Origin of the sequence: Curtobacterium sp. MCPF17_051 (assembly GCF_003234595.1) — a bacterium.
Lineage (GTDB): Bacteria > Actinomycetota > Actinomycetes > Actinomycetales > Microbacteriaceae > Curtobacterium > Curtobacterium flaccumfaciens.
Map to the genome: position 1 here is coordinate 150,581 of NZ_QKSE01000001.1, position 26,660 is coordinate 177,240.

Here is a 26,660-nt window from a genome sequence, read left to right on the forward strand (position 1 = left end):
TCCCGCCCGTACATCGAAGCCTGAATCAGCAAGAGAGAAGAACATTGCTCGAAGCAACTTCCTTTGACGCCATTCGGATCGGCCTCGCGACCGCCGAGGACATCCGTCAGTGGTCGTACGGCGAGGTCAAGAAGCCGGAGACCATCAACTACCGCACCCTGAAGCCCGAGAAGGACGGTCTGTTCGGCGAGCAGATCTTCGGTCCTTCCCGCGACTGGGAGTGCGCCTGCGGCAAGTACAAGCGTGTCCGGTTCAAGGGCATCGTCTGCGAGCGCTGCGGCGTCGAGGTCACCAAGTCCTCGGTCCGTCGTGAGCGCATGGGCCACATCGAGCTCGCTGCCCCCGTCACGCACATCTGGTACTTCAAGGGCGTCCCGTCGCGCCTCGGGTACCTCCTCGACATGGCGCCGAAGGACCTCGAGAAGGTCATCTACTTCGCGGCGTACATGATCATCGACATCGATGAAGAGGGCCGTCACGCGGACATGCCGGGTCTCGAGAACGAGATGCGTCTCGAGATCAAGACCCTCGAGGGCCAGCGCGACTCGATCATCGCCGACCGCCTCAAGAAGCTCGAGGACGACCTCGCAGCCCTTGAGGAAGAGGGTGCGAAGGCCGACGTCAAGCGCCGCACCAAGGACACCGCCGAGAAGGAGATGTCCCAGGTCCGCAAGTCGTTCGACGAGGACATCACCCGTCTCGAGCGTGTGTGGGAGGACTTCCGCAACCTCAAGGTGGGCGACCTCAAGCCCGAGGACGCCGTCTTCCACGAGCTCCAGGACCGGTTCGGGATCTACTTCGACGCCTACATGGGCGCCGAGGCGATCAAGCTCCGGCTCGAGGCGTTCGACCTGGCCGCCGAGGCCGAGGCACTGCGTCTGCAGATCGCCGAGGGCAAGGGCCAGAAGAAGATCCGCGCGATCAAGCGTCTGCGCGTCGTCAGCTCCTTCCTCGCCACCGGCAACTCGCCGGCCGCGATGGTGCTCGGCGTCGTGCCGGTCATCCCGCCGGAGCTGCGCCCGATGGTGCAGCTCGACGGTGGCCGTTTCGCCACGTCGGACCTCAACGACCTCTACCGTCGTGTGATCAACCGCAACAACCGTCTCCGCCGCCTGCTCGACCTCGGTGCCCCCGAGATCATCGTGAACAACGAGAAGCGCATGCTGCAGGAAGCGGTCGACGCGCTGTTCGACAACGGTCGTCGTGGACGTCCGGTCACGGGTACCGGCAACCGCGCGCTGAAGTCCCTGAGCGACATGCTCAAGGGCAAGCAGGGTCGTTTCCGCCAGAACCTGCTCGGCAAGCGTGTCGACTACTCGGGCCGTTCGGTCATCATCGTCGGCCCGCAGCTGAAGCTGCACCAGTGCGGTCTGCCCAAGCAGATGGCGCTGGAGCTCTTCAAGCCGTTCGTCATCAAGCGCCTCATCGACCTGTCGCACGCGCAGAACATCAAGTCGGCCAAGCGCATGGTCGAGCGTTCGCGTCCGCAGGTGTGGGACGTGCTCGAGGAGATCATCCGCGAGCGCCCCGTCCTGCTGAACCGTGCGCCGACGCTGCACCGTCTGGGCATCCAGGCGTTCGAGCCGCAGCTCGTCGAGGGCAAGGCCATCCAGCTCCACCCGCTCGTGTGTGCTGCGTTCAACGCGGACTTCGACGGCGACCAGATGGCCGTGCACCTGCCGCTGTCGGTCGAGGCCCAGGCCGAGGCCCGCATCCTGATGCTCGCCTCGAACAACATCCTGAAGCCGTCCGACGGCCGCCCGGTGACCCTGCCCGCACAGGACATGATCATCGGTCTGCACCACCTCACGACCGTCCGCGAGGGCGCCGTGGGCGAGGGCCGTGCGTTCTCGTCGGTGGCCGAGGCGATCCTGGCGAACGACCAGCACACGCTGCACCTCAACGCGATGGTGAAGATCCGCATGACGGGTGTCCACTTCGCCGAGGGTGAAGCACCCGAGGGCTACGAGCAGGGCGACACCGTGCTGCTCGAGACGACCCTGGGCCGTGCGCTCTTCAACGAGACCCTGCCGGCGAACTACCCGTTCGTCCAGAAGGTCACGGACAAGGGCGTGCTCTCCGCGATCGTCAACGACCTCGCCGAGCGCTACTCCAAGACCGAGACGGCCGCTGCGCTGGACCGGATCAAGGACGCCGGCTTCTACTGGGGCACCCGCTCCGGTGTGACCGTCGCCCTGTCGGACGTCGTGACGCCTCCTCGCAAGAAGGAGATCATCGCGGGCTACGAGGTCCAGGCCGCCAAGGTGCAGGGCGAGTTCGACAAGGGTCTGATCACCGACTCCGAGCGTCGTGCCGACCTGATCAAGATCTGGACCGAGGCCACGAACGAGATCGCGCAGGAGATGCGCGACAACTTCCCGGTCGACAACACCATCAACCGCATGGTGTCGTCCGGTGCTCGTGGTAACTGGCTCCAGGTCCGCAACATCGCCGGTATGCGTGGTCTGGTGAACAACCCGAAGGGCGAGATCATCGCCCGCCCGATCATCAACTCGTACCGCGAGGGCCTGACCGTGGCGGAGTACTTCATCGCCACCCACGGTGCTCGTAAGGGTCTTGCCGACACCGCGCTCCGTACCGCGGACTCCGGGTACCTCACCCGTCGTCTCGTGGACGTGTCGCAGGACGTCATCATCCGCGAGGACGACTGCGGCACGACGCGTGGCCTCGAGCTGCCGATCGCGACCGTGGACGCCGACGGCAAGCTCGTCCGCGACCCGCGCGTCGAGAACACCGTGTACTCCCGCACCCTGGCCACCGAGGCCGTGGACGCACAGGGCACGGTCGTGGCAGAGGCCGGTGAGGACGTCGGTGACGTGCTGATCGACAAGCTGCTCGCGGCCGGTGTCGAGAGCATCAAGGTGCGCTCGGTCCTGACCTGCGAGTCCGCCGTCGGTGTCTGCGCGAAGTGCTACGGCCGTTCGCTCGCCACGGGCAACCTCGTCGACATCGGCGAGGCGGTCGGCATCATCGCCGCCCAGTCCATCGGTGAGCCCGGTACCCAGCTGACGATGCGTACCTTCCACACGGGTGGTTCGGCCTCGGCCGACGACATCACCCAGGGTCTGCCGCGTGTCACGGAGCTCTTCGAGGCGCGTACCCCCAAGGGCGCGTCCCCGATCGCCGAGGCCCCCGGCCGCGTCGTGGTCGAGGACACGGACAAGGGTCGTCGGATCATCCTCACGCCGGACAACGGCGACGAGCCGTTCATCTACCCGGTGCTCAAGCGTGCGACGCTCCTCATCGAGGACAACCAGCACGTCGAGCTCGGCGAGCAGTTCATCGCCGGCACCGTCGACCCGAAGGAAGTCCTCCGGGTCAAGGGTGTCCGAGAGGTCCAGAAGCACCTGGTCAACGGTGTGCAGGACGTCTACGGCTCGCAGGGTGTGCCGATCCACGACAAGCACATCGAGGTCATCGTCCGCCAGATGCTCCGCAAGGTCACCGTCGTCGACCATGGCGACACCGACCTGCTGCCGGGTGAGCTCGTCGACCGGTCGCGCTACAACGCGCTGAACCGTGCGGCGCTGCAGGAGGGTCGCAAGACCGCCTCGGCTCGCCAGGAGGTCATGGGCATCACGAAGGCGTCCCTCGCGACCGAGTCGTGGCTGTCCGCCGCTTCCTTCCAGGAGACCACCCGCGTGCTCACGCAGGCGGCCATGGAGGGCAAGCAGGACCACCTCGTCGGCCTCAAGGAGAACGTCATCATCGGTAAGCTCATCCCCGCCGGGACGGGCCTCAGCCGGTACCGTGACGTGGACGTGAACGCGACCGAAGAGGCGAAGGCGGAGCGGTACCCCAACCGCATCTTCGCCGACGACTCGTCGTTCTCGGACGCCGACCTGAGCTTCGTCGACTTCGACAGCTTCTCGTCGGACGACTTCACGCCGGGCACGTACAACTGAGCCTGATGTGATCCCATGAAGGCCCCGTCCCCGCAAGGAGGCGGGGCCTTCGTCGTGTCGTCACCAGGTGACGGCCTGGAGGCGCGGTGCGGGGCCGCCACGGGCCTCCCGTCCGCCGTGGGGTCGCGGCTAGAGCGCGCGGCCCGCGCCGTTGTCGCGGCCGGAACCGCGACCGGTCTCGTCGACCAGCGAGAACAGGCTCAGCACGTTGCCGTCGGGGTCGCGGACGTCGAACCAGTCGACCGCCCCGTCGACGCACTCGACGGGGCCGATGTCGATGCCGAGCGCGCCGATGCGTGCGTGCTGCGCGGCGACGTCGTCGACGCCGAAGCGGACGCTGACCGGGTTCTCCTCGGCCTGTTCGTCGACGTAGAGCTGGATCCAGATGCCGCCGACCTCGTACTCGGCGACGCCGTCCTCGGGCTCGAGATCCGGCTCGGTGCGCTCGAAGACCGCGCCGTACCAGAGGCAGGACGCCTCGATGTCGGTGACGGGCAACCCCACGGTCACGCTCGTGATGTCCATGACTCATCATGTGCCCGGGTGGGGGTGTGCGTCGAGAGGGATTCCGCGGTGCCGCGCTGTCCGACCCGCATGGCAGGGTGGGGTGATGGCAACGCTGCGCGAACGGATCCCCGCCCCGACCCAGCTCGAGCTGCCGTCACCCGTGAGCGGCATCGTCTTCCGCCCGGGGTCGCGTGACGACCTGGTGGGCATGCACGCGGTCGCAGTCGCTGCCGCCGCACTCGACGATCCTCGTGCCCGTCCCTCCACAGCGGACCTCGACCGCTCGTTGTCCACCGAAGGCCTCATCGTCGATCAGGACACGGTCGTCGGCGTCGATGCTGATGGACGTGTGCAGGCCTACGGCATCGTCATCGACGTCCCTTCGCGGGTCACCGCGGCACGGGCGGTGCTCGGCGGTGCCGTCCACCCCCGGTACCGGAGCCGTGGCGTCGGGCGCCGGCTCCTCGCCTGGCAGGTCGGTCGAGCGCGGCAACGGCTCGCCGCGCTCGACATCGACCTTCCCGCGACCCTCGACGTCGGAGGCCGCTCCGGTGCTCCCGTCCTCGCCCTCGCCGAGCGGCTCGGGTTCCGGCCGGTCCGGCACTGGGTCGAGATGGAGCTCGTCTTCGCCGACCATGCCGTCGACGACCTCCCGATACCCGCGTTCCCTGATGATCTGGTCCTCCGTCGAGCGGCCCCGGACGACATCGAGCCGATGCGAGCCGCCAAGAACGACGCCTTCCGCGACCACTGGGGCTCGCAGCCGATGGTCGCGTCCGACTGGCGGGGCTTCCTCACCGCGCCGAAGAGTCGGCTCGACCTGTCCCGACTCGTGGTCGATCCCCTGGGCAACGTGCTCGCGTTCGCCGTCGTCGAGGTCGATCCGGACGGGTTCGCCGCACGCGGACGGGCGTTCGGCTCCGTGCACTGGGTGGGGGTCGTCCGTTCGGCGCGTGGTCGCGGCTTGGCGCCGCTCGTGCTCGGCGCTGCACTCGCGGCGATGCGAGCGGACGGGCTGTCGGCTGCGGTGCTGGACGTCGACACCGAGAACCCGAGCGGCGCGGCCCGGATCTACGAGCGCCTCGGATTCGCCCGGGGCGAGGTCCACGTCACGGCCGCGTTGTCCCTCTGACCGGGGCCGAACGGGTCGTGGACCCCAGTTCTGGGTGCAGCCAGACCCCCTCCGCCCCCTCTTTCTGGGACTGCGGTCGGCGAGGGCGCCAGAAGTAGCGTGGTCGGGCGCCACATCCCTGGTGGTGCATCACCCGACGACGTCTCGCCGTGCGCGAGTCCAAGGAGGCACGGGACTCATGGCGACCCTGTCCGAGATCCTCATCCTGAACGGCGCGCTTCCGATCGAGCACCTCGATGCGATGACGGGCGACGAGGACCTCGACGAGCGCGCGATCCGGGGCCTGGTCGACCAGGGCGTCGTGAGCGAGGCCCAGTTCATCACGGCGCGGGCCGCGTCGAACAACTCGCGCACCGTGCCGCTCAGCGACTACCCGGTCGACGGCACCGCCGTGTCGATCCTGCCGGCCGCACTCTGCCGTCGCCACGGCGTGCTCGGTGTCGGGTTCGAGGGCGACCTCCTCATCCTCGCGATGGTGAACCCCACGAACGTGCTCGCGATCGACGACGCCCGCACCGCCTCGGGCCGCACGATCAAGCCGCTGCAGGTCGAGGAGCGCGACCTCGTCGCTGCCCTCGACCGGTACCTGCGCGCCGACGACGAACTGAACGACCTCACGTCGTCGCTGGAAGAAGAAGCGTCGACGACCTCGAATGCGCAGGTCGACATCGCCGACGGTGCCCTCGACGACGTCCCGATCGTCCGCTTCGTGAACCTGCTCGTGTCGCAGGCCATCCAGGACCACGCATCCGACATCCACATCGAGCCGGGCGAGCACGAGGTCCGGATCCGGTACCGCATCGACGGCGTGCTGCACGAGATGGCGCCGGCGCCGAAGAACATCCAGAACGGTGTGATCAGCCGTCTGAAGATCATGAGCGACATCGACATCGCCGAACGTCGCAAGCCGCAGGACGGCCGCATGTCGGTGCGGCACGGCGGCCGGCAGATCGACCTCCGCGTCGCGACGCTGCCCACCGTGTGGGGCGAGAAGGTCGTCATGCGGATCCTCGACAACACGAACACCTCGCTGACCCTCAAGGACCTCAACCTCCTCGAGCAGAACTTCCAGGCGTACCAGCGGTCCTACTCGAAGCCGTACGGCATGATCCTGGTCACCGGTCCCACCGGTTCGGGCAAGTCGACGACGCTGTACACGACCCTCAACGCCGTGGCGAAGCCCGAGATCAACGTCATCACGGTGGAGGACCCGGTCGAGTACCGGATGGCCGGCATCAACCAGGTGCAGGTCAACCCGAAGGCCGGCCTGACGTTCGCGTCCGCGCTCCGCTCGATCCTCCGGTCCGACCCCGACGTCGTGCTGCTCGGCGAGATCCGCGACCACGAGACCGCCCAGATCGCGATCGAGGCGTCGCTCACCGGGCACCTCGTGCTCTCGACCCTGCACACCAACGACGCGCCGTCGGCCGTGACCCGCCTGACCGAGATGGACATCGAGCCGTTCCTGGTCGGATCCGCCCTCGACTCCGTCGTCGCCCAGCGACTCGCACGCCGGCTGTGCGACCGGTGCAAGGCGCCAGCCGTGTACGAGATCGAGCAGCTCCAGGCGCTCGGGTTCCTGGCCCCCGGCGACGAGATGCCCGCGTTCTTCGCCCCGGTCGGCTGCGCGGTGTGCTCCAACACGGGGTACCGCGGGCGCATCGCGCTGCATGAGGTCATGACCGTGACCGAGGAGATCGAGCGGCTCGCCGTCGGTCGCGCCTCGAGCGCGGAGATCAGTCGCGTCGCCCAGCAGCAGGGCATGCTCACGCTCCGCCAGGACGGCTTCGAGAAGGTCAAGCTCGGCATGACGAGCGTTGACGAGATCCTGCGCGTCGTCGCGTGACCGGGGAACAGGACGAGCAGATGACCGACTCCGTGTACGACATCACCATGCCCGGCGACGAACCCGTCGCCGGATGGCACCCCGGCACCCCCGGCGCCGAGGTCGGCTCCCGCCGTGCCGCGCGTCTGGCCGCGGCCGCTGCCGCCCCGCCCGAGCAGGTCTACGACCTGACGGACGACTCGGCGCAGTGGCCCGCGCCCACCGGCACGCCCGTGGCCAGCCCGGTCACCGGGTCCGTGGGTGGTCCGGTCGCCGCGCCCGTGGCGCAGTCCGCCACCGCTCCTGCGACGCCGCCCGCCGCGGTGCCGTCGTCGACCGCCACCTACGGGTACGCCGAGCCGACGACCCAGCAGCTGCCGGCCATGTCGTACAGCGGCGCCCACCACGCCGCACCGGTGGCACCGGCTCCGGTTCCCGCCCCCGCCGCTGCGTCGGCTGGTGACATCGACTTCGCCCGGCACGCGCGTGAGGTCGCCGACCCCGACCTCATCACGGCACTGGCGCAGGTCGTCTACCAGGGGGCCTCCGACCTGCACGTCACGGCCGACGCCCCGCCCACCGTCCGCGTTGACGGCTCGCTCCGGCCGGCCGTGCCCGGAGGCGCGTGGTCGCGTGGCAAGGTCATCGCGGCACTCAAGACGCTGCTGTCCGTCGAACAGGCCGGGCAGTTCGACCACGACCAGGAGCTCGACTTCGCGTACTCGCTGTCGCCGGAGTACCGCTTCCGTGTGAACTACTACCAGCAGCGCGCCAACTGGGGTGCGGCGTTCCGCATCATCCCCACCAGGATCAAGACGCTCAAGCAGCTCGGGATCCCCGCGCACGTCGGTGACTTCGCCGGCCTGCCCCGTGGCCTGGTCCTCGTCACCGGCCCGACCGGCTCGGGCAAGTCGACCACGCTCGCCGCGCTCATCGACCTGGTCAACGAGAGCCGTGCTGACCACATCGTGACGGTCGAGGACCCGATCGAGTTCATGCACGACCACAAGCGGTCGATCATCAACCAGCGCGAGGTCGGCGCCGACACCCGCTCTTTCGCCTCCGCGCTCAAGCACGTGCTGCGGCAGGACCCCGACGTCATCCTGATCGGTGAGCTCCGCGACCTCGAGACCATCTCCGTCGCGCTCACCGCTGCCGAGACCGGCCACCTGGTGTTCGCCACCCTGCACACGCAGAGCGCACCCGGCACGATCGACCGCGTCATCGACGTCTTCCCGCCGCACCAGCAGGGGCAGATCCGCACCCAGCTCGCGGCCACCCTGCAGGGTGTCGTCTGCCAGACCCTCGTCCCGAAGGCCAACGGCGTCGGCCGGGTCGTCGCCACCGAGATCATGACGATCACCCCGGCCATCGGCAACCTCATCCGCGAGGGCAAGACGTACCAGATCACCTCTGCCATGCAGGCCGGCCGTGACCTCGGCATGCACACCATGGACCAGAACCTCGCCGAACTGGTCAACGTCGGCACCATCTCGCGCAAGGCCGCGATGGAGAAGGTGCACGACGAAGAGGGCTTCGACCGGCTCGTCCAGCGCGTCGAGTCCCCGTCCGACTCCTCGGCCGCCGCGATCGCCGCCAGCGGCATCGACTTCGGCGACAAGTTCTCCGGAGGTTACTGATGTCACTCGCGTTCGACTACCGCGGGCGTGACGGCGCCGGCAAGCTCGTGAAGGGCCGCCTCGACGCCGCGTCCGAAGGGGCCGTCGTCCAGCGTCTCCGGGGGATGGGCGTCTCCCCGATCGCGATCACCGAGGCGAAGGCCGGCACCGGGCTGCAGACCGAGATCAAGATCCCCGGGTTCGAGAAGGGCGTCGGGCTCAAGGACCTCGCGATCATGTCGCGGCAGGCCTCGACGATGCTCACCTCGGGGCTCTCGCTCCTGCGGGCCCTCACGATCCTGTCCGACCAGACCGAGAACAAGAAGCTCAAGGACATCCTCGGCAAGGTCCGCGACGACGTGGAGCGCGGCGTCTCGTTCTCCGACGCCGTCGCGAAGTACCCGGTCGACTTCCCGCCGATCATGATCAACATGATCCGTGCGGGGGAGACCGGCGGGTTCCTCGACCAGGCCATGGACTCCATCGCGACGAACTTCGAGAAGGAGCACAAGCTCCGCTCGACGATCAAGTCGGCGATGACCTACCCGGTGGTCGTGCTGTGCATGTCACTCGCCGCCGTCGTGATCATGCTCATCTTCATCGTCCCGATCTTCCAGGACATGTTCTCGTCGCTCGGCGGTCAGCTGCCGTTGCCGACGCAGGTCCTGGTGACCCTGTCGCAGGCGATGCGCTGGCTCGCACCGGTCCTCGCTGTCGCCGTGATCGTCGGCTGGCTGTGGTTCCGGGCGAACAAGAACACGGATCGCTTCCGGAGCTTCCGCGACCCGATCATGCTCCGCCTGCCGGTGTTCGGGGGACTGACCCGCAAGATCGTCATCGCGCGGTTCGCGCGGAACTTCTCGAACATGATCGGCGCTGGCGTCCCCATCCTGCAGGCCTTGTCCATCGTCGGCCAGGTATCGAACAACTTCGTGGTCCAGAAAGCACTCGAGCGCGTTGCGGAAGACGTCCGAAAAGGCGAATCAATTGCCGCGCCGTTGGCCCGGGAAAGCATTTTCCCGGCAATGGTCTCGCAAATGGTCGCCGTCGGCGAGGACGCCGGTTCGCTGGAGATCATGCTCGAGAAGATAGCGGTCTTCTACGACTCCGAAGTCGAGTCGACGACCGAGTCGCTGACTGCCCTGATCGAGCCGCTCCTCATTGCGTTCCTGGGCGTCGTCGTGGGTGGCATGATCATCGCGCTCTACCTGCCGATCTTCCAGATCACGTCGTTGGTGAAGTAAGGGCCGCCCCTCGTGCGGGGGTGGAACGCGAGGGGACGCCCCCGTTACTGGGGGCAATTCCGAGGGCTCGGACCCCCCGTTCTCGGGATTCCGCCTCGAATCGCCGCTGAATACTCTTGTCAGCGGCGGCGGAGCACTCCCCGGCACATTCTCCCATCGCATTCCCCCAAGAACGGAACCACCATGTACTTCGCTCTCATGGGCAAGCTCGACGCTCGCCGCAAGGGTCTCCTCGAGGACAAGGAGAAGGGCTTCACGCTCATCGAGCTCCTCGTCGTCGTCATCATCATCGGCATCCTCGCCGCCATCGCCATCCCGGTGTACCTGAACGTGCAGAACAACGCGAAGGACTCGGCCGTCAAGAGCGACCTCGCGAACGCGAAGACCGCGGTCATCGCCTACCAGACGGAAAGCGGCAAGCTCCCGGACGGCAGCACCACCGGACAGAAGCTGGTCGCCGACACCACCGAGCTCGGCAAGTACGGGCTGACGGTCAGCGACAACACCAAGGACCTGAAGTACGGCGCCACCCCCGTGAGCGGCGCCACGACGTTCTGCATCCAGGAGACGTCGGCCACGGGCAAGACCTTCCGCATCACCGAGTCGACCTCGGTCGTCGAGAAGGCCTGCGGCGCGGCGTAGTCCGCACCAGGAGGGCGACCTGTCGGTTGGCAGGTCGCCCTTCGTTTGCTCACATGACGAGGAGGAGGTGACCATGTTCCAGCGACTGCACGACCGGCTGTACCGGCACGACGCCGAAGCCGGCTTCTCCATCATCGAGGTCATGGTCGCCATGATGGTGTTCGCGGTCATGTCGATCGGGATCGCCTACGGCATCGCGAACAGCCTCCAGCTCACGCAGACCAATCGCGGTCGCGAGACCGCGGTCGCCCTCGCCTCGCAGGACATCGACACCCTCCGCCAGACCGCGGCCGCCTCCACCGGGGGGATCTTCCGCGTCCTCAGCAAGGCCGGTCCGGACAACACGAAGACCATCGGAGGCGTCGAGTACGCCATCGACCGGAAGGTCAGCTGGGTGCAGAGCGACGGCGCGACCGGCGCGTGCGGGACGTCGAACGGCAAGCTCGCCTACAAGAGCGTCGTCGAGACCGTGACCTGGCCGAACCCGCGGGGCGGTTCCAGCACCACATCGGTCTCGTCAGCGATCGCGCCGAGCGACGCGGTCACCGATCCCGGGTACGGCACCGTGATCATCTCGGTCACCACCGCTTCGGGAGCGCCCTACGAGGGTGTCGGGATCACGATCACCCCCGTCGGCGGCGGTGGCGGTGCAGCGCTGACGGCGGCGGTCCTCCCGACTGACGCACAGGGCTGCTCGTACGCGGTGAACGTGTCGCAGGGCGACTACGCGGTCTCTGCGAGCGTCACCGGCGGCATCGACACGAACCAGCAGCAGCCGTCCGTGCAATCGCCGATCTCGGTGACCGCCGGCGCGAGCTCGCCGGTCCCGTTCGTGTACGACCAGTCGAGCCAGCTGACCCTGCAGTACGCAGCCGGCTCCAAGGCGATGATCCCGACCAACATGCCCACGACGCTGTCGAGCACTGCCGGTGGGCTGGACGTCGTCAAGCCGTGGGACCTGGCCAGCACCTCGCTCAACGTCACCTCGAGTTCACGGCCGTCGTTGCCGGTGTTCCCGTTCGCCTCGGGCTACACGGTCTACGCCGGCCCGTACTCCAACAGCACCGGGAGTGCGACGAGCTGCCTCAGTCCCAACCCCTCGTCCTGGTCGACACCGAACGCCGCCAACGCGATCGGTGTGAGCCCGCCGTCGGTGGCCACTGCTCCCGGGAAGCCGTCGTCGGCCTCCGTGATGATGGGCGTCGCGACCGTGACCGGCGTGAAGGACCGCTACATCACTGCCGTCTCGTCGGCGAACCCGGCCGCCGGTGACCCCGGCTGCGCCGCCGGCATGACGATGAGGTTCCCGGTTTCGACCGGGGACACCGCGACCATCGCCCTGCCCTTCGGTACGTGGACGCTCTACTCCGGAACGACGTTCGGGTCGACGACGAAGAACGAGATCGCGTCGAAGGCCTCGAACGTGAAGCCCGTGACCAACGGCATGGTGAACCAGAAGACCGCGCTGGTGCTCATCAACTACGACAACACCCTGACCCTCGACCCTCGCGGGCAGACGTCGTGATGCGGGCCCTCCGACGCCTCCACCGCGAGCAGGCGGGGATCTCGCTGTCCGAACTGCTCGTCGCGGTCAGCGTGTCGATGATCATCCTCGTCGCGGTGGGCGGGTTCTTCACGGCCACCCTGCGCGCGGGGGTGACGAACACGTCCTCCGACCAGAACGCTCGGACGGCGTCGATCGCGATGAACTCCATCACGCGCTACGTGCACGCCGCGAGTCTGTTGCCGAAGTCGGACGGCACCTACGCCGCTGCGGTCACCCGGGCGGCCCCGACGCAGGTGGTGTTCTTCGCGTACATCAACCTCGACGGCAACAGCACTGACAAGCCCGTGCAGATCCGCTACTCACTGAACGACGCGAAACGCCTCGTCGTGGACCAGTGGGACGGCACGGCGACGAACGGCTTCTACTCCTTCCCGGCGACGACCCAGACCCCGGCGCGGAGCCTGGTGGTGGGTGGTCCGATCGCCTCGCCGACGAGCGACGGTGTCGCGCTGTTCTCGTACCTCGGAGCCGACGGCAAGACACTCGCGACCCAGCCGGACGGAACACTGGCGACCGCGCAGTTGGGCAACGTGCGAGCCGTCCGCGTGAACCTGGAACTCGGTTCCACCACCGCCGGTGCGAGCGGCAACACCCACGTGCAGAACACCCTGTACCTCTTCAACGTCGTCTACGGCACCAGCATCGGAGCGGGTTCATCATGATCCGTCGCATCAGCGCGGTCCTCGCGCGGGCCCAGCGCGACGAGCGCGGCATGGTCCTCGGCAACGTGCTCATCTTCGGCACCGTCATGATGCTGCTCGTCGCGACGATGATCGCCGTCTCCACCTCGGGGGCGGTCAAGGCCGCGTCGGACCGCAACTTCCAGAACGCGATGGCGGCCGCGTACGCGGGACTCGCCGACTACCAGTCGAAGCTCTCGAACGACAACGGCTACGCGCTCTACGGCAACGCGAACGCCCAGTTCAGCAAGTCGAGTGGGTCGACCTTCGTCAACGCCGACAAGAACATCGCGTTCACCAACTCCGGCTCGGACTGGGCACCGGTCGTCGGCTCGAGCGACCAGTGGTTCCGCTACGAGGTCGACAACTCCGACTACTCCGGCAAGGGCGTCCTGCGGGTCCGTGTCACCGGGAAGGCCGGGGGAAGTGTCCGGTCGCTCGTGGCCAACCTCAAGGGCGACGGCTTCATCAACTACCTCTACTTCACCAACTACGAGTCCTCGAACCCCGCGCTCACCGGGACCGATTGCACGACCGCCTACCAGTGGCAATCGGTCGCCGGGAAGTGCACGGCGGTGCAGTTCGCCGGCACCGACACCCTGAACGGGCCGATCCGGACCAACGACGTCTTCACCTCGGCGTGCTCGACGGTGTTCAACGGGTCGGTCGAACAGCACGACACGACCGTGCGCCCGTCGAGCGGCACCTGCGCGGGGACGTTCAACGGCGGTGCAGCGACCGCGGTCCCGTACCTCGGTCTGCCCGCGCTGAACACGAACATGTCGCAGGAGACGCGGACCGACCTCCCCACGACCGTTCCGCGGCCTGGCTGCATGTACACCGGACCGACCCGCGTGAAGTTCCTCGGGAACGGCAAGATGACCGTGTGGTCGCCGTGGTCCCGGGCCACGCAGATCAAGGTCAACAGCTCGAGCGGGGCGGTCCTCGCCGCGGACGACCCGGCGAAGGCCGCAGCGCTGTGCGGGGCGGTCTCGGATCTGCAGAGTTCCGCCGGAGCCACCATCCCGACCCTCCCCTCGAACCTGATGTACGTGCAGGACATCCCGTCCGCGTCGAACAACGTGAACGCCTGGGGTGCGGCCTTCCCGTCGAAGTACACGAACACGTACTGCACCACCACGGTCACCGTGCGGTCGAACGGTTCGGCGACGAACACGAGCAACCAGCCGTTCAGCAACGGGCAGGGGTTCCCGGCCGCAGGCGAGTGGATCAACGGAGGATCGTCGGGTTCCTCGTACCAGACGGGTTCGGCTTCCGACACGTACAGCTGCACGGCGGGAGACGTCTTCGTCAGCGGGGCGTTCAGCGGTGCGATGACGATCGCGGCATCCGGGACCGTGTGGGTCACCGACGACATCACCTACGTCAGCGCCACGAACGACGTGCTCGGGCTCGTCGGCCAGAACGCCGTCGAGATCTCCAACCCCGCCCGCTGCACCTCGTACCCGACGACCTACCAGTGGGGTGTCGGGTACGTGGCGGACACCTCGCGCTGCAACAGCTCGGGCGTGGGTCTGCTGAACCGGTCTCCGGGCGAATCGATCACCGTGTCGGCGGCGATCGCGAGCAACGCGGGGACGTTCTGGAACCAGAACTACGACATCGGCTCGAAGCTCGGCACCCTCAAGGTCATCGGTTCGATCGCGCAGAACTGGCGAGGGGCGGTCGCGACGACCGGCAACACCGGGTTCTCGAAGAACTACGTCTACGACCAGCGCCTGCTGACGACGGCACCCCCGAAGTTCCTGCAGCCGGTGTCGACCTCGTACGGGGTCACGACGCAGGTCGAGGTCCAGGCCGCGTACACCGCCGGCGGCTCGTGCGCGACCACGACCGGTGGTGCGTGCCGATGACCGGTCTCCAGGCGCTCGGGCCCGCACTCCCCGCACTCTCCGCCGTGTTCGGACTGCTCATCGGCTCGTTCCTCAACGTCGTGGTGCACCGCGTGCCGGCGGGCCAGTCCGTGGTCTCGCCACCGAGCGCTTGTCCGGCGTGCCGACACACGATCCGACGCCGCGACAACGTCCCGGTGCTCTCCTGGCTCGTCCTGCGCGGACGGTGCCGTGACTGTTCCGCGCCGATCTCCGCGCGGTACCCCGCCGTCGAACTCGTCACCGCGGTCCTGTTCGGGCTCACCGCCTTCGTGGTCGTGGGCCGCTCTCCTGCGGGGACGGCACAGGACACCGTGGCGCAGGTCGTGATCCTCGTCGCGTTGTTGTACCTGATGGCGATCAGCGTCGCACTCACCCTGATCGACATCGCCACCCACACGCTCCCGAACGCGATCGTCTACCCGTCCGGGATCGTCCTCACGGTGCTCCTCGTCGTCGCGAGTGCTGCCGACGGCGACTGGTCCGCTCTCGGTCGTGCGGCGATCGGTGCCCTCGGTTCCGGTGCCCTCTACCTCGGTCTCGCGCTGGCGGTCCCCGGCGGCATGGGCCTCGGCGACGTCAAACTGGCCGTGGTCCTCGGCCTCGTCCTCGCGTACCTCGGATGGGGACCCCTCGCAGTGGGTGCTTTCGGTGCGTTCCTGGTGGGCGGTACCGTCGCGATCGCGCTCCTCCTCGCCGGCCGTGCACGTTGGCGCGGCGGGCTGCCGTTCGGGCCGTCGATGCTGGTGGGGGCATGGCTCGGGATCGTCTTCGGGGACCTCCTCTGGACCGGGTACCTCCAGGTCCTCGGGGTCGCCTGAGCGACCACCACTCCACCTCCAACGAAAGCAGCATCATGGGCAAGAGCATCGTGGGCCTCGACATCGCGGGGTCGTCGATCCGCGCGGTCGAGGTCGTCGACGCCGACAAGGCACGACCGACGGTGGTGCGCTTCGCGGAGGTCCCCACTCCGCAGGACGCGGTGAGCCGTGGCGAGGTCCTCGAACCGAACACCGTCGCGGCCACCCTCCGCGAGCTGTGGTCGACGGGGCGGTTCCGCTCGAAGAACGTCGTTCTGGGGATGGGGAACCAACGGGTGCTCTCCCGAGACCTCACGGTGCCCCTCGCCCCGATGGCACAGATCCGCGAGAGCCTCCCGTTCCAGGTGCAGGAGATGCTCCCGGTGCCGGTCGGCGACGCCATCCTGGACTTCTACCCCGTGTCCGAGGGGGAGAGCGAGAACGGCCCCGTCGTCCACGGGCTCCTGATCGCAGCCATCAAGGACGCCGTGCTGGCGAACGTCAAGGCGGTGCAGCTCGCGGGACTCAACCCGATCGGGGTCGACATGATCCCGTTCGCGCTCACCCGTGTCCTGCTCGGGCGCCAGGGTGTCCCGGGAACCGCGGCGGTGGTGCAGCTCGGCGCGGACACCACCAGCGTGGTCATCGCGACTGACGGGATCCCGCAGTTCGTCCGGATCATCCCGATGGGGGGCAACGACATCTCCCGCGCGCTGGTCGGGACCCTCGACATCACCTTCGACGAGGCCGAGGCCGTGAAGCGCCACCTCGGGCTCGGCGGATCGGCACGGACTCCGGACGACGCCCGTGCCGTCGCGGTGATCACGGCCTCGGTCCACGAACTCACGACGAGCTTGCGGAACACGATCAACTACTTCGTCAACACCCGGCCGTCGGAACCCGTGACCCGGGTGGTGCTGACCGGTGGCGGGACCCGCCTGCAGGGCATGCGGGAGGCGCTGGCGGAGCAGACGCGCCTACCCGTCACGATGGGCGCCGCGTTCGACGGCGTCGGACTCGCGCGGTCGATCCCGGCCGGCGACGTCGCCGACCACGTCGATGCGATCACGGTCGCCTTCGGGTTGGCAGTAGGGAGCAGAGCAGCATGACCGTCACAGAAGCGCGACCCGTCGACGCGGTCGGTGCGGCACGGCCGGAGCGTCCCCGACGGAGCGCTCGCGGCGCGCAGGTCTCGATCGCCGGTCGTGAACCCCGCGTCGACCTCCTGCCCTCCGAGGTCCACGTCGACCGTCGTGAACGGGGCGTCGCGCGTCGTGCGTGGCTCGGTGTCCTCATCACGGCGGCCGCCGCGGCACTCGGCGTCGGCGCAGCGGCGGTCCACCAGCTGGACACCGCATCGTCACTGACCGCGGCGCAGGCCGAGACGGCGTCGTTGCTGCAGCAGCAGCAACGTTTCTCCGACGTCCGGCAGGTCGAACAGGACAGTCAGCTCCTGGAGGCGGCACGAACCGTCGGGGGGTCGACGGAGATCGACTGGAACGGCACGCTGTCCCAGCTCAAGAATGTGCTGCCGGCCGGCGTCGCCATCACCTCGATGACCATCGACTCCGCTGACGTCACCACGGCGTTCGCACAGTCGGCGGTCCCGCTCGAGAAGGCCCGTGTCGCATCGATGCAGCTGACCGTGTCGAGTCCGACCATCCCCTCGGTACCCGACTGGACGGCTCGTCTGTCGCAGCTCAAGGGCTACGCCGACTCGACCATCACGTCGGTCGCGTTGCAGGAGGACTCCGGCGGGTACACCGCGACGGTCCAGGTCCACCTCGGGGAACGGGCGTTCGACGGCAAGTACACCCAGGAGCAGTCGAAGTGAACCGCAACCGCCTCTCGTTCGTCGTCGCGCTCGTCGCGATCGGAGCCGTGCTCGCCGGGGCGTGGTTCCTCGGGGTGCAGCCGCAGCTCGCCCAGGCTGCGGACAACTCCTCGCAGCAGACGGACATCGACGCCACGAACGCCCGGAACCAGGCCGAGCTCGATCGGCTCCAGGAAGCGAGTGATGCACTCGCCGAGACGAAGACGAAACTGGACGCGCTCCGCGTCTCGGTGCCGTCGACGCCGTCGACGGAGGCTCTCCTCCGAGAACTGAACGGTGCAGCGACCACCGCTGGCGTCACGGTGACCTCGATCACCGTCGGAGACGCGAAGGCCTACGAGCCGGCGGCCGGACAAGCCTCCGACGAGCCGGCGGCTCCGGCGAGTGCCACGCCGAGCGCCGAGCCGACCCCGACGGCGCCGACTGCCCGGACCGACGCTGCGATCAACGGATCGAACTTCGTCGTCATCCCGGTGACCGTGGCGGTGCAGGGCTCGTACGACCAGGCGCTCGCCTTCACGAAGGCGGTGCAGTCCGGGCAGCGGTTGCTCCTGGTGACCGGCATCGCCTCGACGAGTTCCGACTCGGGAGCGAGCCCGATGGACGCGCAGGCATGGTCGCTCTCCGGATCGGTCTACGTCCTCGCCGAGTCGGACACCGCGGCGAAGGGCTGAACGACCCCCGGACCGGGGTCGGCCACGCCACGCCGACCCCGCTTCCGCGACACCCGTCGTTGTGATTACGATGCACCAGACGCCGTGATCGCGGCTGCTCATCCCCTCTCGAACGGTCGGCTCGAATCGGCCGTTCCTCGTCGTGCCCGGAGTCGCGCGTGTTGGTCGGAATCGTGGAATTCCTCGGTTGGTTCGGTGCCGTAACCGTTCTAGCGGGTTACATCTTGTTCTCCACCGGCAAGATCCCGAACGGTCCGCTCTACCAGCTGCTCAACTTGGTCGGCGGCCTCGCGGTGGCGATCAACGTCGCCGCGCACCACGCCGTCCCCTCGACGATCGTCAACGGGATCTGGGCGATCGTCGCCGTCGTCGTCCTGGTGAGGATGGGCCGCGCGCGTCGCGCGGCGAAGCGCGACGGATCCGTGTCCTCCGAGCCGGCGGTCCTGCACGCTGAGCCGGCCGCGACCACCGGGGTCCTGCCGGTGATCGGCCCGGCGCTGCGCGACCACGAGCCGGAGGCCACCGCCGAGGCGGACGCCGCCACGGGCCTCCAGTCCGACGACCCGACGGACGCGACGGACGAGACGGACGCGACGAAGCCGGATGCGGCACCCGCCGCGGTGCCGGAGGCGCCCGCCCCCATGACCGAGACCGTCCCGATCATCACGGCGACGATCGCGCTCGCCCTGGTCGCCGCAGCGCACGAGCAGTCCGACCGGGCGGGCCGTCGCGAGCACGCGGACGACACTGGCCACGCCGAACCCGCTCGCTGACCAGCCGGTCGGCGATACGATCGGCGCATGTCCCGGTGGTTGATCGCGACGATGACGTCCGTCCTCTTCATCGCGCTCGTGATCGCCGTCACGGGCTTCGAAGCCCTGCTCGCCGACGTCGAGGTCATCTCGCAGCCCGACGCCACCCCGTACCTCGGGCCCGCGATGGTGGTCGGCGCCGCGGTGGTGGTCTTCCTCGCGACCGCGGCGGGTGCGCGTGACGGCAACCCCGGCGTGACGGCCCTGGTGGCCGCAGCGACGGTCTACCTGGTCATGCTCGGCGTCGGAGCCGTGGGCTACGCGCTCGTCCGCTCGGACGCGACGGAGCTCCTCGTCTTCCCCGCGGGGTACGCCCTCGGGCCGTTCGTGGTCGGGTCCGTCGTGGTGGCGCTCCTGTCGGTGCTCGGCGGGATCTCGATGGCCCGGCACCAGGCGCGGACCGGCACCGCGACCGACGGGGCTGGCACCCGGACGGAGTCCACCGTCGCGGGCGAGGACCACTCGGCGCGGTAGTCTCGCGGGGTACGCGGACACGCAACGGGGGAACGATGAGCGACGAGCAGACGGCGGATCCGGACCAGCACGGCTGGGGCTCGGTGCCGCCCGTCGCCACGATCCGCGGGACGCAGGACGCGCCGCTCGGCACCCCGCTGGACCCGCGGGGCGGCGCGCAGTTCGGCGCGCGGCGGGCGCGCCCTCGTCGGAAGCTCCGCCGTGGGCAAGTCGCCGGGATCGTCGCCGGCGTCGTGGTGCTCTCGCTGCTCCTGGTCGGCGGCATCGCCGGCTCCCTGATCGGCTCGTCCACGCATTCCGCTGACCGCCCGGTGCGGGCGTTCCTCGACGACCTGACGGCCGGACGCGTGGCCGACGCCCTCGACGACGCGGGCATCGATCGCGAGAAGACCGACGTGCTCCTCGGCGAAGCCGCCTACGCGAAGGCATCGGACAAGGTCACCGGCTACCGGGTCGCCGCGACGCGGACGGAGGGCGACACCGCCACGGTCCGCGCGTACCTGCGCCAGGGCGGGCAGGACGTCGCCGCGACCTTCACGCTCGACAAGACCGGGACGGACTGGGGCGTGTTCCCGATCTGGGAGCTGCAGGCCCCCGAACTCGGCACGGTCGACGTCGCGGTGCGAGGGCCGTCCGGTGCTGCGGTCACCGTCGCCGGCAGCAACGTGAAGACCGCGAAGGACGGCACGGTGAGCCTCCGCGCGCTGCCCGGGACCTACGACGTCGCCTTCGACGGCGACAAGTGGACCACGGCCAGTGGGGGATCGGCCAGCGTCAGCGGGTTCGGGCGGTCGACCTCGAGCCCGGTGCAGATGACCACGACCCTGACCACCGCGGGGCAGCAGGCCGCCGAGCGAGCGGTGGACGACTGGGTGGACGGCTGCATCGCCTCCACCGACGCCGCCCCCGCCGGCTGCAGCTTCTACGCGTACGGGCAGAACCCGGCGTACACGTACTCGAACCAGAAGTGGACACTCGAGACGCGGCCGACGGTCCGGGTCGGCAACTGGACGACGAACGGCTGGTTGATCACGACGACGACGTTCGGACGGGCGAAGTACACGGCCGACATCTCGGGTGCGGCCGGCACCGGAACGGCGTCCGCGGGGCCGCTCAACGTGAACGCGAGCGGGTACGTCACCGGCTTCTCGAGCGACGGTGCCACGTTCCGCTCGGCGGTGGGCAACGGGTCCTCCGACACCGGCTCATGACGGTGTCGGTTCCCGGGGTGACCCGGATTGATTTCGTCCCGTTACGCGGGTAGTCTCTACCGGGTGTGCGCCCTCGGGCGCGCCCGAAAAGTCCGGCGAGCGGGATCGCCCAGCCGGACCACTCCGTCCCCCACTCGAACACCCGCCGTCCGGCGGTGATCAGCGCGGGACGAGGAAGCCGGCGGAACGCGCCGGCCAGAGAGCACGAGCGAAGAACCAGGAGAACAGTTGCCTACTATTCAGCAGCTGGTTCGCAAGGGTCGTACGCCGAAGGTCACCAAGACCAAGGCGCCCGCCCTGAAGGCGAACCCCCAGCAGCGTGGTGTGTGCACCCGCGTCTACACCACCACCCCCAAGAAGCCGAACTCGGCACTGCGCAAGGTCGCTCGTGTCAAGCTCTCGAACGGCACCGAGGTCACGGCCTACATCCCCGGTGAGGGCCACAACCTCCAGGAGCACTCGATGGTGCTCGTCCGTGGCGGTCGTGTGAAGGACCTCCCGGGTGTGCGGTACAAGATCATCCGTGGCGCCCTGGACACCCAGGCAGTCAAGAACCGTAAGCAGGCTCGTAGCCGCTACGGCGCGAAGAAGGGTTGAGTTAGATGCCTCGTAAGGGTCCCGCCCCCAAGCGTCCCGTCGTCGCCGACCCGGTCTACGGTGCGCCGATCGTCAGCCAGCTCGTCAACAAGATCCTGCTCGACGGCAAGAAGGGCCTCGCCGAGCGCATCGTCTACGGTGCACTCGAGGGCGTTTCCGCCAAGAACCAGCAGGACGCCGTCGTGACGCTGAAGAAGGCGCTCGACAACGTCCGTCCGACCCTCGAGGTCCGCAGCCGCCGCGTCGGTGGCTCGACCTACCAGGTCCCGGTCGAGGTCAAGCCGCACCGCGCGAACACCCTCGCGCTCCGTTGGCTCACCTCGTACGCCAAGGCCCGTCGCGAGAAGACGATGACCGAGCGTCTCATGAACGAGATCCTCGACGCGTCGAACGGTCTCGGTGCCGCGGTCAAGCGCCGCGAGGACACGCACAAGATGGCCGAGTCGAACAAGGCCTTCGCCCACTACCGCTGGTAGTCCCGGCTCTGCTGGCTGATCGGTCCGGGCGCCGACGGGCAAAACCCCCGGCGCCCGGCCGACCACCAATCTCCTACAACTCTTCCGGAGGAACCCTGTGGCACAGGACGTGCTCACCGACCTGAACAAGGTCCGCAACATCGGCATCATGGCGCACATCGATGCCGGCAAGACCACGACGACCGAGCGCATCCTGTTCTACACGGGCATCACGCACAAGATCGGTGAGGTCCACGACGGCGCTGCCACGATGGACTGGATGGCGCAGGAGCAGGAGCGCGGCATCACGATCACGTCGGCCGCGACGACCTGCTTCTGGGACAACAACCAGATCAACATCATCGACACCCCCGGTCACGTGGACTTCACGGTCGAGGTGGAGCGCTCGCTCCGCGTCCTCGACGGTGCGGTCGCCGTCTTCGACGGCAAGGAGGGCGTCGAGCCCCAGTCCGAGACCGTCTGGCGTCAGGCCGACAAGTACGACGTCCCGCGCATCTGCTTCGTCAACAAGATGGACAAGCTGGGCGCCGACTTCTACTACACCGTCGACACCATCGTGAACCGCCTCGGTGCGGAGCCCCTCGTGCTCCAGCTGCCGATCGGTTCCGAGAGCTCGTTCGAAGGCGTCGTCGACCTCGTCCAGATGCGTGCACTCACCTGGCGCGGCGACGCCAAGGGTGACGTCGCGATGGGTGCGAAGTACGAGATCGAAGAGATCCCGGCCGACCTGCAGGACCGTGCCGCCGAGTACCGCGAGAAGCTCATCGAGCGCGTGGCCGAGGCGGACGACGTCCTCATGGAGCGCTATCTCGAGGGCGACACCGACTTCTCGGTCGCCGAGATCAAGGCAGCCATCCGTGCCCTCACGGTGAGCAGCACGCTCTACCCGGTCCTCTGCGGTTCCGCGTTCAAGAACCGTGGTGTCCAGCCGATGCTCGACGCCGTCATCGACTACCTCCCGTCCCCGCTCGACGTGCCGCCGATGATCGGCCACGACGTCAAGGACGAGGAGAAGGAGATCATCCGCAAGCCCGACGCGTCCGAACCGTTCTCGGCCCTCGCGTTCAAGGTCGCGGTGCACCCGTTCTTCGGTCGTCTGACCTACGTGCGCGTCTACTCGGGCTCGATCGAGTCCGGTGCCCAGGTCGTCAACTCGACCAAGGGCAAGAAGGAGCGCATCGGCAAGATCTTCCAGATGCACTCCAACAAGGAGAACCCGGTCGCCAACGTGACCGCTGGCCACATCTACGCGGTCATCGGCCTCAAGGACACCACCACCGGTGACACCCTGTGCGACCCGACCAACCAGGTCGTCCTCGAGTCGATGACGTTCCCGGAGCCGGTCATCGAGGTCGCCATCGAGCCGAACACGAAGGCTGACCAGGAGAAGCTCTCCACGGCCATCCAGAAGCTCGCCGAAGAGGACCCGACGTTCCGCGTCGAGCTCAACGCCGAGACCGGTCAGACGACGATCAAGGGCATGGGCGAGCTCCACCTCGACATCCTCGTCGACCGCATGAAGCGTGAGTTCCACGTCGAGGCGAGCGTGGGCAAGCCCCAGGTGGCCTACCGCGAGACGCTCACCAAGATCGTCGAGCGCTACGACTACACCCACAAGAAGCAGACCGGTGGTTCCGGCCAGTTCGCGAAGGTGCAGATCGCGCTCGAGCCGATGGAGGTCACGAGCGAGAAGGTCTACGAGTTCGTCAACGCGACCTCCGGTGGCCGTGTCCCGCGCGAGTACATCCCGTCGGTCGACGCCGGTATCCAGGACGCCATGCAGGTCGGCATCCTCGCGGGCTACCCGACGGTCGGCGTGAAGGCCATCCTCAAGGACGGCGCGGCGCACGACGTCGACTCGTCCGAGATGGCGTTCAAGATCGCCGGCTCGATCGCCTACAAGGAAGCGGCTCGCAAGGCCGGTCCGGCGATCCTCGAGCCGATCATGGCCGTCGAGGTCCGTACTCCTGAGGAGTACATGGGCGACGTCATCGGTGACCTGAACTCCCGTCGTGGCCAGATCGCCTCGATGGAGGACGCCTCGGGCGTCAAGGTGGTCCGCGCGAGCGTGCCGCTGTCCGAGATGTTCGGCTACGTCGGCGACCTGCGGTCGAAGACCTCTGGTCGTGCGGTCTACTCGATGACCTTCGAGACCTACAGCCAGGTCCCGGCCAAGGTCGCCGAGGAGATCATCGCGAAGAACGCGGGGGAGTAGCGCTCAGCGCTTCTCCACAGGCGGGGGCGCCCGGCGACGGGCCCCTCGCCACCAAGTAAAGTACAGACACACACCGCGCACCAACGGTTCCGAGCCCATCCAGGGCCGGCCGGGGGTGACGCTTCCGAGTCCTGAGGAGGACCCACAGTGGCCAAGGCCAAGTTCGAGCGCACCAAGCCGCACGTCAACATCGGAACCATCGGTCACGTCGACCACGGCAAGACCACGCTCACGGCGGCGATCACCAAGGTTCTGCACGACCAGTACCCGGACCTCAACGAGGCCCGCGACTTCGCGCAGATCGACAACGCTCCCGAGGAGCGCCAGCGCGGCATCACGATCAACATCTCGCACGTCGAGTACCAGACCGAGAAGCGTCACTACGCGCACGTCGACGCCCCCGGTCACGCCGACTACGTGAAGAACATGATCACGGGTGCGGCACAGATGGACGGCGCGATCCTCGTGGTCGCCGCCACCGACGGCCCGATGCCCCAGACGCGTGAGCACGTGCTGCTCGCCCGTCAGGTCGGCGTCCCCTACATCGTCGTCGCACTGAACAAGTCCGACATGGTGGACGACGAGGAGATCCTGGAGCTCGTCGAGCTCGAGGTCCGCGAGCTCCTCGGCTCGCAGCAGTTCGACGAGGACGCCCCCGTCGTGCAGGTCTCGGCGCTCAAGGCGCTCGAGGGCGACGAGAAGTGGGTCAAGTCGGTCCAGGACCTCATGGCCCAGGTCGACGAGCACGTGCCGGACCCGGTGCGCGCCACCGACCAGCCGTTCCTGATGCCGATCGAGGACGTCTTCACGATCACCGGTCGTGGCACGGTCGTCACCGGTCGCGTCGAGCGTGGCACGCTCAACCTGAACGAGGAGGTCGAGATCGTCGGCATCCGCGCGACGCAGAAGACCACCGTCACGGGCATCGAGATGTTCCGCAAGCTGCTCGACCAGGCGGTCGCCGGTGACAACACCGGTCTGCTCATCCGTGGCCTCAAGCGCGAGGACGTGGAGCGCGGCCAGGTCGTCGTGAAGCCGGGTTCGGTCACGCCGCACACCGAGTTCCAGGCGAACGCGTACATCCTGACCAAGGACGAGGGTGGGCGTCACAACCCGTTCTACGCGAACTACCGCCCGCAGTTCTACTTCCGCACCACGGACGTCACCGGCGTCATCACGCTGCCCGAGGGCACCGAGATGGTCATGCCCGGTGACACCGTCGCCATGACCGTCGAGCTGATCCAGCCGATCGCCATGGAAGAGGGCCTCCGTTTCGCCATCCGTGAGGGTGGTCGTACGGTCGGTGCCGGTACGGTCGAGAAGATCATCAAGTAACTCCGGTTCCTTGCGACAGCGGGGTCGGGCCTTCAGGGCCCGGCCCCGCTTCGTCGTCCCCGGCCGCTGACGGGCCGTACAGGGCGCCGGAGCGGAGGCCCGGGGCCGGGCCGGTGCCGCGCCTCCTGTCCGCCCCGTGACCCGTCACAGGCGTCACGGAGTTGGCTCGGCGTCGTGACACGCCTCCGCAGATCCGCGACCTCCGGTCGCGGCTACCACCGCGTCCGATCCGGGAGCGGCTTCTCGTACCGTGATCCCCAGGGCAACACGGTGACCGATCCGGACGAGCGCCGTCGGCTCGAGGAGTTCGTGATCCCGCCGGCGTGGGACGACGTCTGGATCTCGCCGTACCCCAACGGACACATCCTCGCCACCGGGACGGACGGCGCCGGTCGGCGGCAGTACATGTACCACCCGTCCTGGCGGGAGCGGATGGACCGCATCAAGTACGACCGCGCGCTGGCACTCGCCGAATCGCTGCCGGTGGCCCGCCGTGGCGTCACGCAGGACCTCCGTCGCCCCGAGCCGGACCGTCGCCGGGCACTGGCCGCAGCGTTCCGCATGCTCGACCAGGGGTCGCTCCGGGTGGGGTCCGAGCGGTACGCCACCGAGCACGGGAGCCGTGGTCTGTCGACGCTGCTCTGCGCGCACGCCCACGTCTCCGGCGACGACATCGAGCTCGACTTCCCCGGCAAGAGCGGGCAGGAGTGGTCGTCGTCGATCCACGACCACGACCTCGCGCGGGTCATCGCGGGCATGAAGCGGCGCGGACCGAACGCGCGGCTGCTGTCGTTCCGCGAGCGTCGCGGGGCGGAGTGGGAGCCGCTCTCCGCCGAGGACATCAACGCCTACGTCAAGGAACGTGCTGGCGACGAGTTCACCGCGAAGGACTTCCGGACCCTGCACGGCACGGTCGCGGCTGCGGTGGACCTGGCGAAGACCGGCCCGCAGTCGTCGCAGGCCAAGCGGAAGAAGGCCGTCTCGCACGCGGTCAAGGCCGCCAGCGAGGAGCTCGGCAACACCCCGACGGTGTGCCGACAGAGCTACATCGACCCCCGGTTGCTCGACGCGTACGACCACGGGGAGACCATCGATCCGAACCGCCTGGCGTCCGCCGAGGCCGAGGTCCGGGCGCTGCTCTACCGACAATGACCCGGGGGCCGTCCGGATGACGTAGCGTTGGTCGACGTGCCGGACC

At 68.3% G+C, this 26,660-nt stretch carries 22 protein-coding genes; 21 read left to right on the forward strand and 1 reads right to left on the reverse strand.

The window, feature by feature from the left end:
- Window positions 1-44: 44 nt before the first annotated feature.
- The gene (gene rpoC / locus DEJ35_RS00785; protein ID WP_111191875.1) at window positions 45-3,926 is read left to right on the forward strand and encodes a DNA-directed RNA polymerase subunit beta'; all 3,882 of its coding nucleotides are present in this window, start codon (window positions 45-47) and stop codon (window positions 3,924-3,926) included.
- Between the two features lie 129 nt (window positions 3,927-4,055).
- Here rpoC and DEJ35_RS00790 read toward each other — a convergent pair whose 3' ends face one another.
- Window positions 4,056-4,451, reverse strand: a complete 396-nt coding sequence (locus tag DEJ35_RS00790; RefSeq protein WP_017885546.1) for a VOC family protein — start codon at window positions 4,449-4,451, stop codon at window positions 4,056-4,058.
- A gap of 85 nt (window positions 4,452-4,536) precedes the next feature.
- On the opposite strand from DEJ35_RS00790, the gene DEJ35_RS00795 reads away from it, so the two are divergent.
- The 20 genes from DEJ35_RS00795 (at window position 4,537) to DEJ35_RS00890 (ending at window position 26,614) form a co-directional block, all read left to right on the forward strand.
- Complete coding sequence (locus DEJ35_RS00795; protein WP_181435460.1) at window positions 4,537-5,565, forward strand: GNAT family N-acetyltransferase; 1,029 nt, start codon at window positions 4,537-4,539, stop codon at window positions 5,563-5,565.
- 178 nt (window positions 5,566-5,743) lie between these two features.
- A complete protein-coding gene (locus DEJ35_RS00800) occupies window positions 5,744-7,411 on the forward strand; it encodes a GspE/PulE family protein (RefSeq protein WP_110859486.1) in 1,668 nt (555 codons plus the stop codon).
- Window positions 7,412-7,431: 20 nt separating this feature from the next.
- Window positions 7,432-9,030: a type IV pilus twitching motility protein PilT gene (locus DEJ35_RS00805; RefSeq protein ID WP_309147141.1), complete on the forward strand. Its 1,599-nt coding sequence runs from the start codon at window positions 7,432-7,434 to the stop codon at window positions 9,028-9,030.
- A complete protein-coding gene (locus DEJ35_RS00810; protein WP_111191878.1) occupies window positions 9,030-10,253 on the forward strand; it encodes a type II secretion system F family protein in 1,224 nt (407 codons plus the stop codon). Before DEJ35_RS00805 ends, DEJ35_RS00810 begins: the two co-directional genes overlap by 1 nt.
- Window positions 10,254-10,436: 183 nt before the next feature.
- On the forward strand, window positions 10,437-10,895 hold the full coding sequence (locus tag DEJ35_RS17645; RefSeq protein ID WP_309146760.1) for a prepilin-type N-terminal cleavage/methylation domain-containing protein: 459 nt from the start codon (window positions 10,437-10,439) through the stop codon (window positions 10,893-10,895).
- A gap of 73 nt (window positions 10,896-10,968) precedes the next feature.
- Entirely contained in the window at window positions 10,969-12,420 is a 1,452-nt protein-coding gene (locus DEJ35_RS00820; protein WP_146238509.1) for a prepilin-type N-terminal cleavage/methylation domain-containing protein, read from the forward strand.
- Window positions 12,420-13,124 (forward strand): PilW family protein, encoded by a 705-nt coding sequence (locus tag DEJ35_RS00825; protein ID WP_027466743.1) that lies wholly within the window; start codon window positions 12,420-12,422, stop codon window positions 13,122-13,124. Before DEJ35_RS00820 ends, DEJ35_RS00825 begins: the two co-directional genes overlap by 1 nt.
- A complete protein-coding gene (locus DEJ35_RS00830; protein ID WP_110859489.1) occupies window positions 13,121-15,016 on the forward strand; it encodes a hypothetical protein in 1,896 nt (631 codons plus the stop codon). Before DEJ35_RS00825 ends, DEJ35_RS00830 begins: the two co-directional genes overlap by 4 nt.
- The gene (locus DEJ35_RS00835; protein ID WP_110859566.1) at window positions 15,013-15,855 is read left to right on the forward strand and encodes an A24 family peptidase; all 843 of its coding nucleotides are present in this window, start codon (window positions 15,013-15,015) and stop codon (window positions 15,853-15,855) included. The genes DEJ35_RS00830 and DEJ35_RS00835 overlap by 4 nt, the downstream gene beginning before the upstream one ends.
- 35 nt (window positions 15,856-15,890) lie before the next feature.
- Complete coding sequence (gene pilM, locus DEJ35_RS00840; protein ID WP_110859490.1) at window positions 15,891-16,943, forward strand: type IV pilus assembly protein PilM; 1,053 nt, start codon at window positions 15,891-15,893, stop codon at window positions 16,941-16,943.
- Complete coding sequence (locus DEJ35_RS00845; protein WP_110859491.1) at window positions 16,940-17,668, forward strand: hypothetical protein; 729 nt, start codon at window positions 16,940-16,942, stop codon at window positions 17,666-17,668. The genes pilM and DEJ35_RS00845 overlap by 4 nt, the downstream gene beginning before the upstream one ends.
- The gene (locus DEJ35_RS00850; RefSeq protein ID WP_110859492.1) at window positions 17,665-18,342 is read left to right on the forward strand and encodes a type 4a pilus biogenesis protein PilO; all 678 of its coding nucleotides are present in this window, start codon (window positions 17,665-17,667) and stop codon (window positions 18,340-18,342) included. The genes DEJ35_RS00845 and DEJ35_RS00850 overlap by 4 nt, the downstream gene beginning before the upstream one ends.
- Window positions 18,343-18,566: 224 nt before the next feature.
- The gene (locus DEJ35_RS00855) at window positions 18,567-19,115 is read left to right on the forward strand and encodes a hypothetical protein (RefSeq protein WP_111191879.1); all 549 of its coding nucleotides are present in this window, start codon (window positions 18,567-18,569) and stop codon (window positions 19,113-19,115) included.
- Window positions 19,116-19,142: 27 nt separating this feature from the next.
- Window positions 19,143-19,628 (forward strand): DUF6121 family protein, encoded by a 486-nt coding sequence (locus tag DEJ35_RS00860; RefSeq protein ID WP_110859494.1) that lies wholly within the window; start codon window positions 19,143-19,145, stop codon window positions 19,626-19,628.
- A gap of 35 nt (window positions 19,629-19,663) precedes the next feature.
- The gene (locus tag DEJ35_RS00865; protein ID WP_111191880.1) at window positions 19,664-20,839 is read left to right on the forward strand and encodes a hypothetical protein; all 1,176 of its coding nucleotides are present in this window, start codon (window positions 19,664-19,666) and stop codon (window positions 20,837-20,839) included.
- A 228-nt stretch (window positions 20,840-21,067) separates the two neighbouring features.
- Window positions 21,068-21,436: a 30S ribosomal protein S12 gene (gene rpsL, locus DEJ35_RS00870; RefSeq protein WP_017885540.1), complete on the forward strand. Its 369-nt coding sequence runs from the start codon at window positions 21,068-21,070 to the stop codon at window positions 21,434-21,436.
- A 5-nt stretch (window positions 21,437-21,441) separates the two neighbouring features.
- Window positions 21,442-21,912 carry a 30S ribosomal protein S7 gene (gene rpsG, locus DEJ35_RS00875; protein WP_017885539.1) on the forward strand — a complete coding sequence of 157 codons (471 nt, stop codon included), beginning with the start codon at window positions 21,442-21,444 and terminating at the stop codon, window positions 21,910-21,912.
- A gap of 97 nt (window positions 21,913-22,009) precedes the next feature.
- Window positions 22,010-24,127 (forward strand): elongation factor G, encoded by a 2,118-nt coding sequence (fusA, locus tag DEJ35_RS00880; protein WP_110859496.1) that lies wholly within the window; start codon window positions 22,010-22,012, stop codon window positions 24,125-24,127.
- A 147-nt stretch (window positions 24,128-24,274) separates the two neighbouring features.
- Window positions 24,275-25,462, forward strand: a complete 1,188-nt coding sequence (tuf, locus tag DEJ35_RS00885) for an elongation factor Tu (protein ID WP_110859497.1) — start codon at window positions 24,275-24,277, stop codon at window positions 25,460-25,462.
- A 174-nt stretch (window positions 25,463-25,636) separates the two neighbouring features.
- Window positions 25,637-26,614 (forward strand): DNA topoisomerase IB, encoded by a 978-nt coding sequence (locus tag DEJ35_RS00890; protein WP_110859498.1) that lies wholly within the window; start codon window positions 25,637-25,639, stop codon window positions 26,612-26,614.
- The last annotated feature ends 46 nt before the right edge of the window (window positions 26,615-26,660 follow it).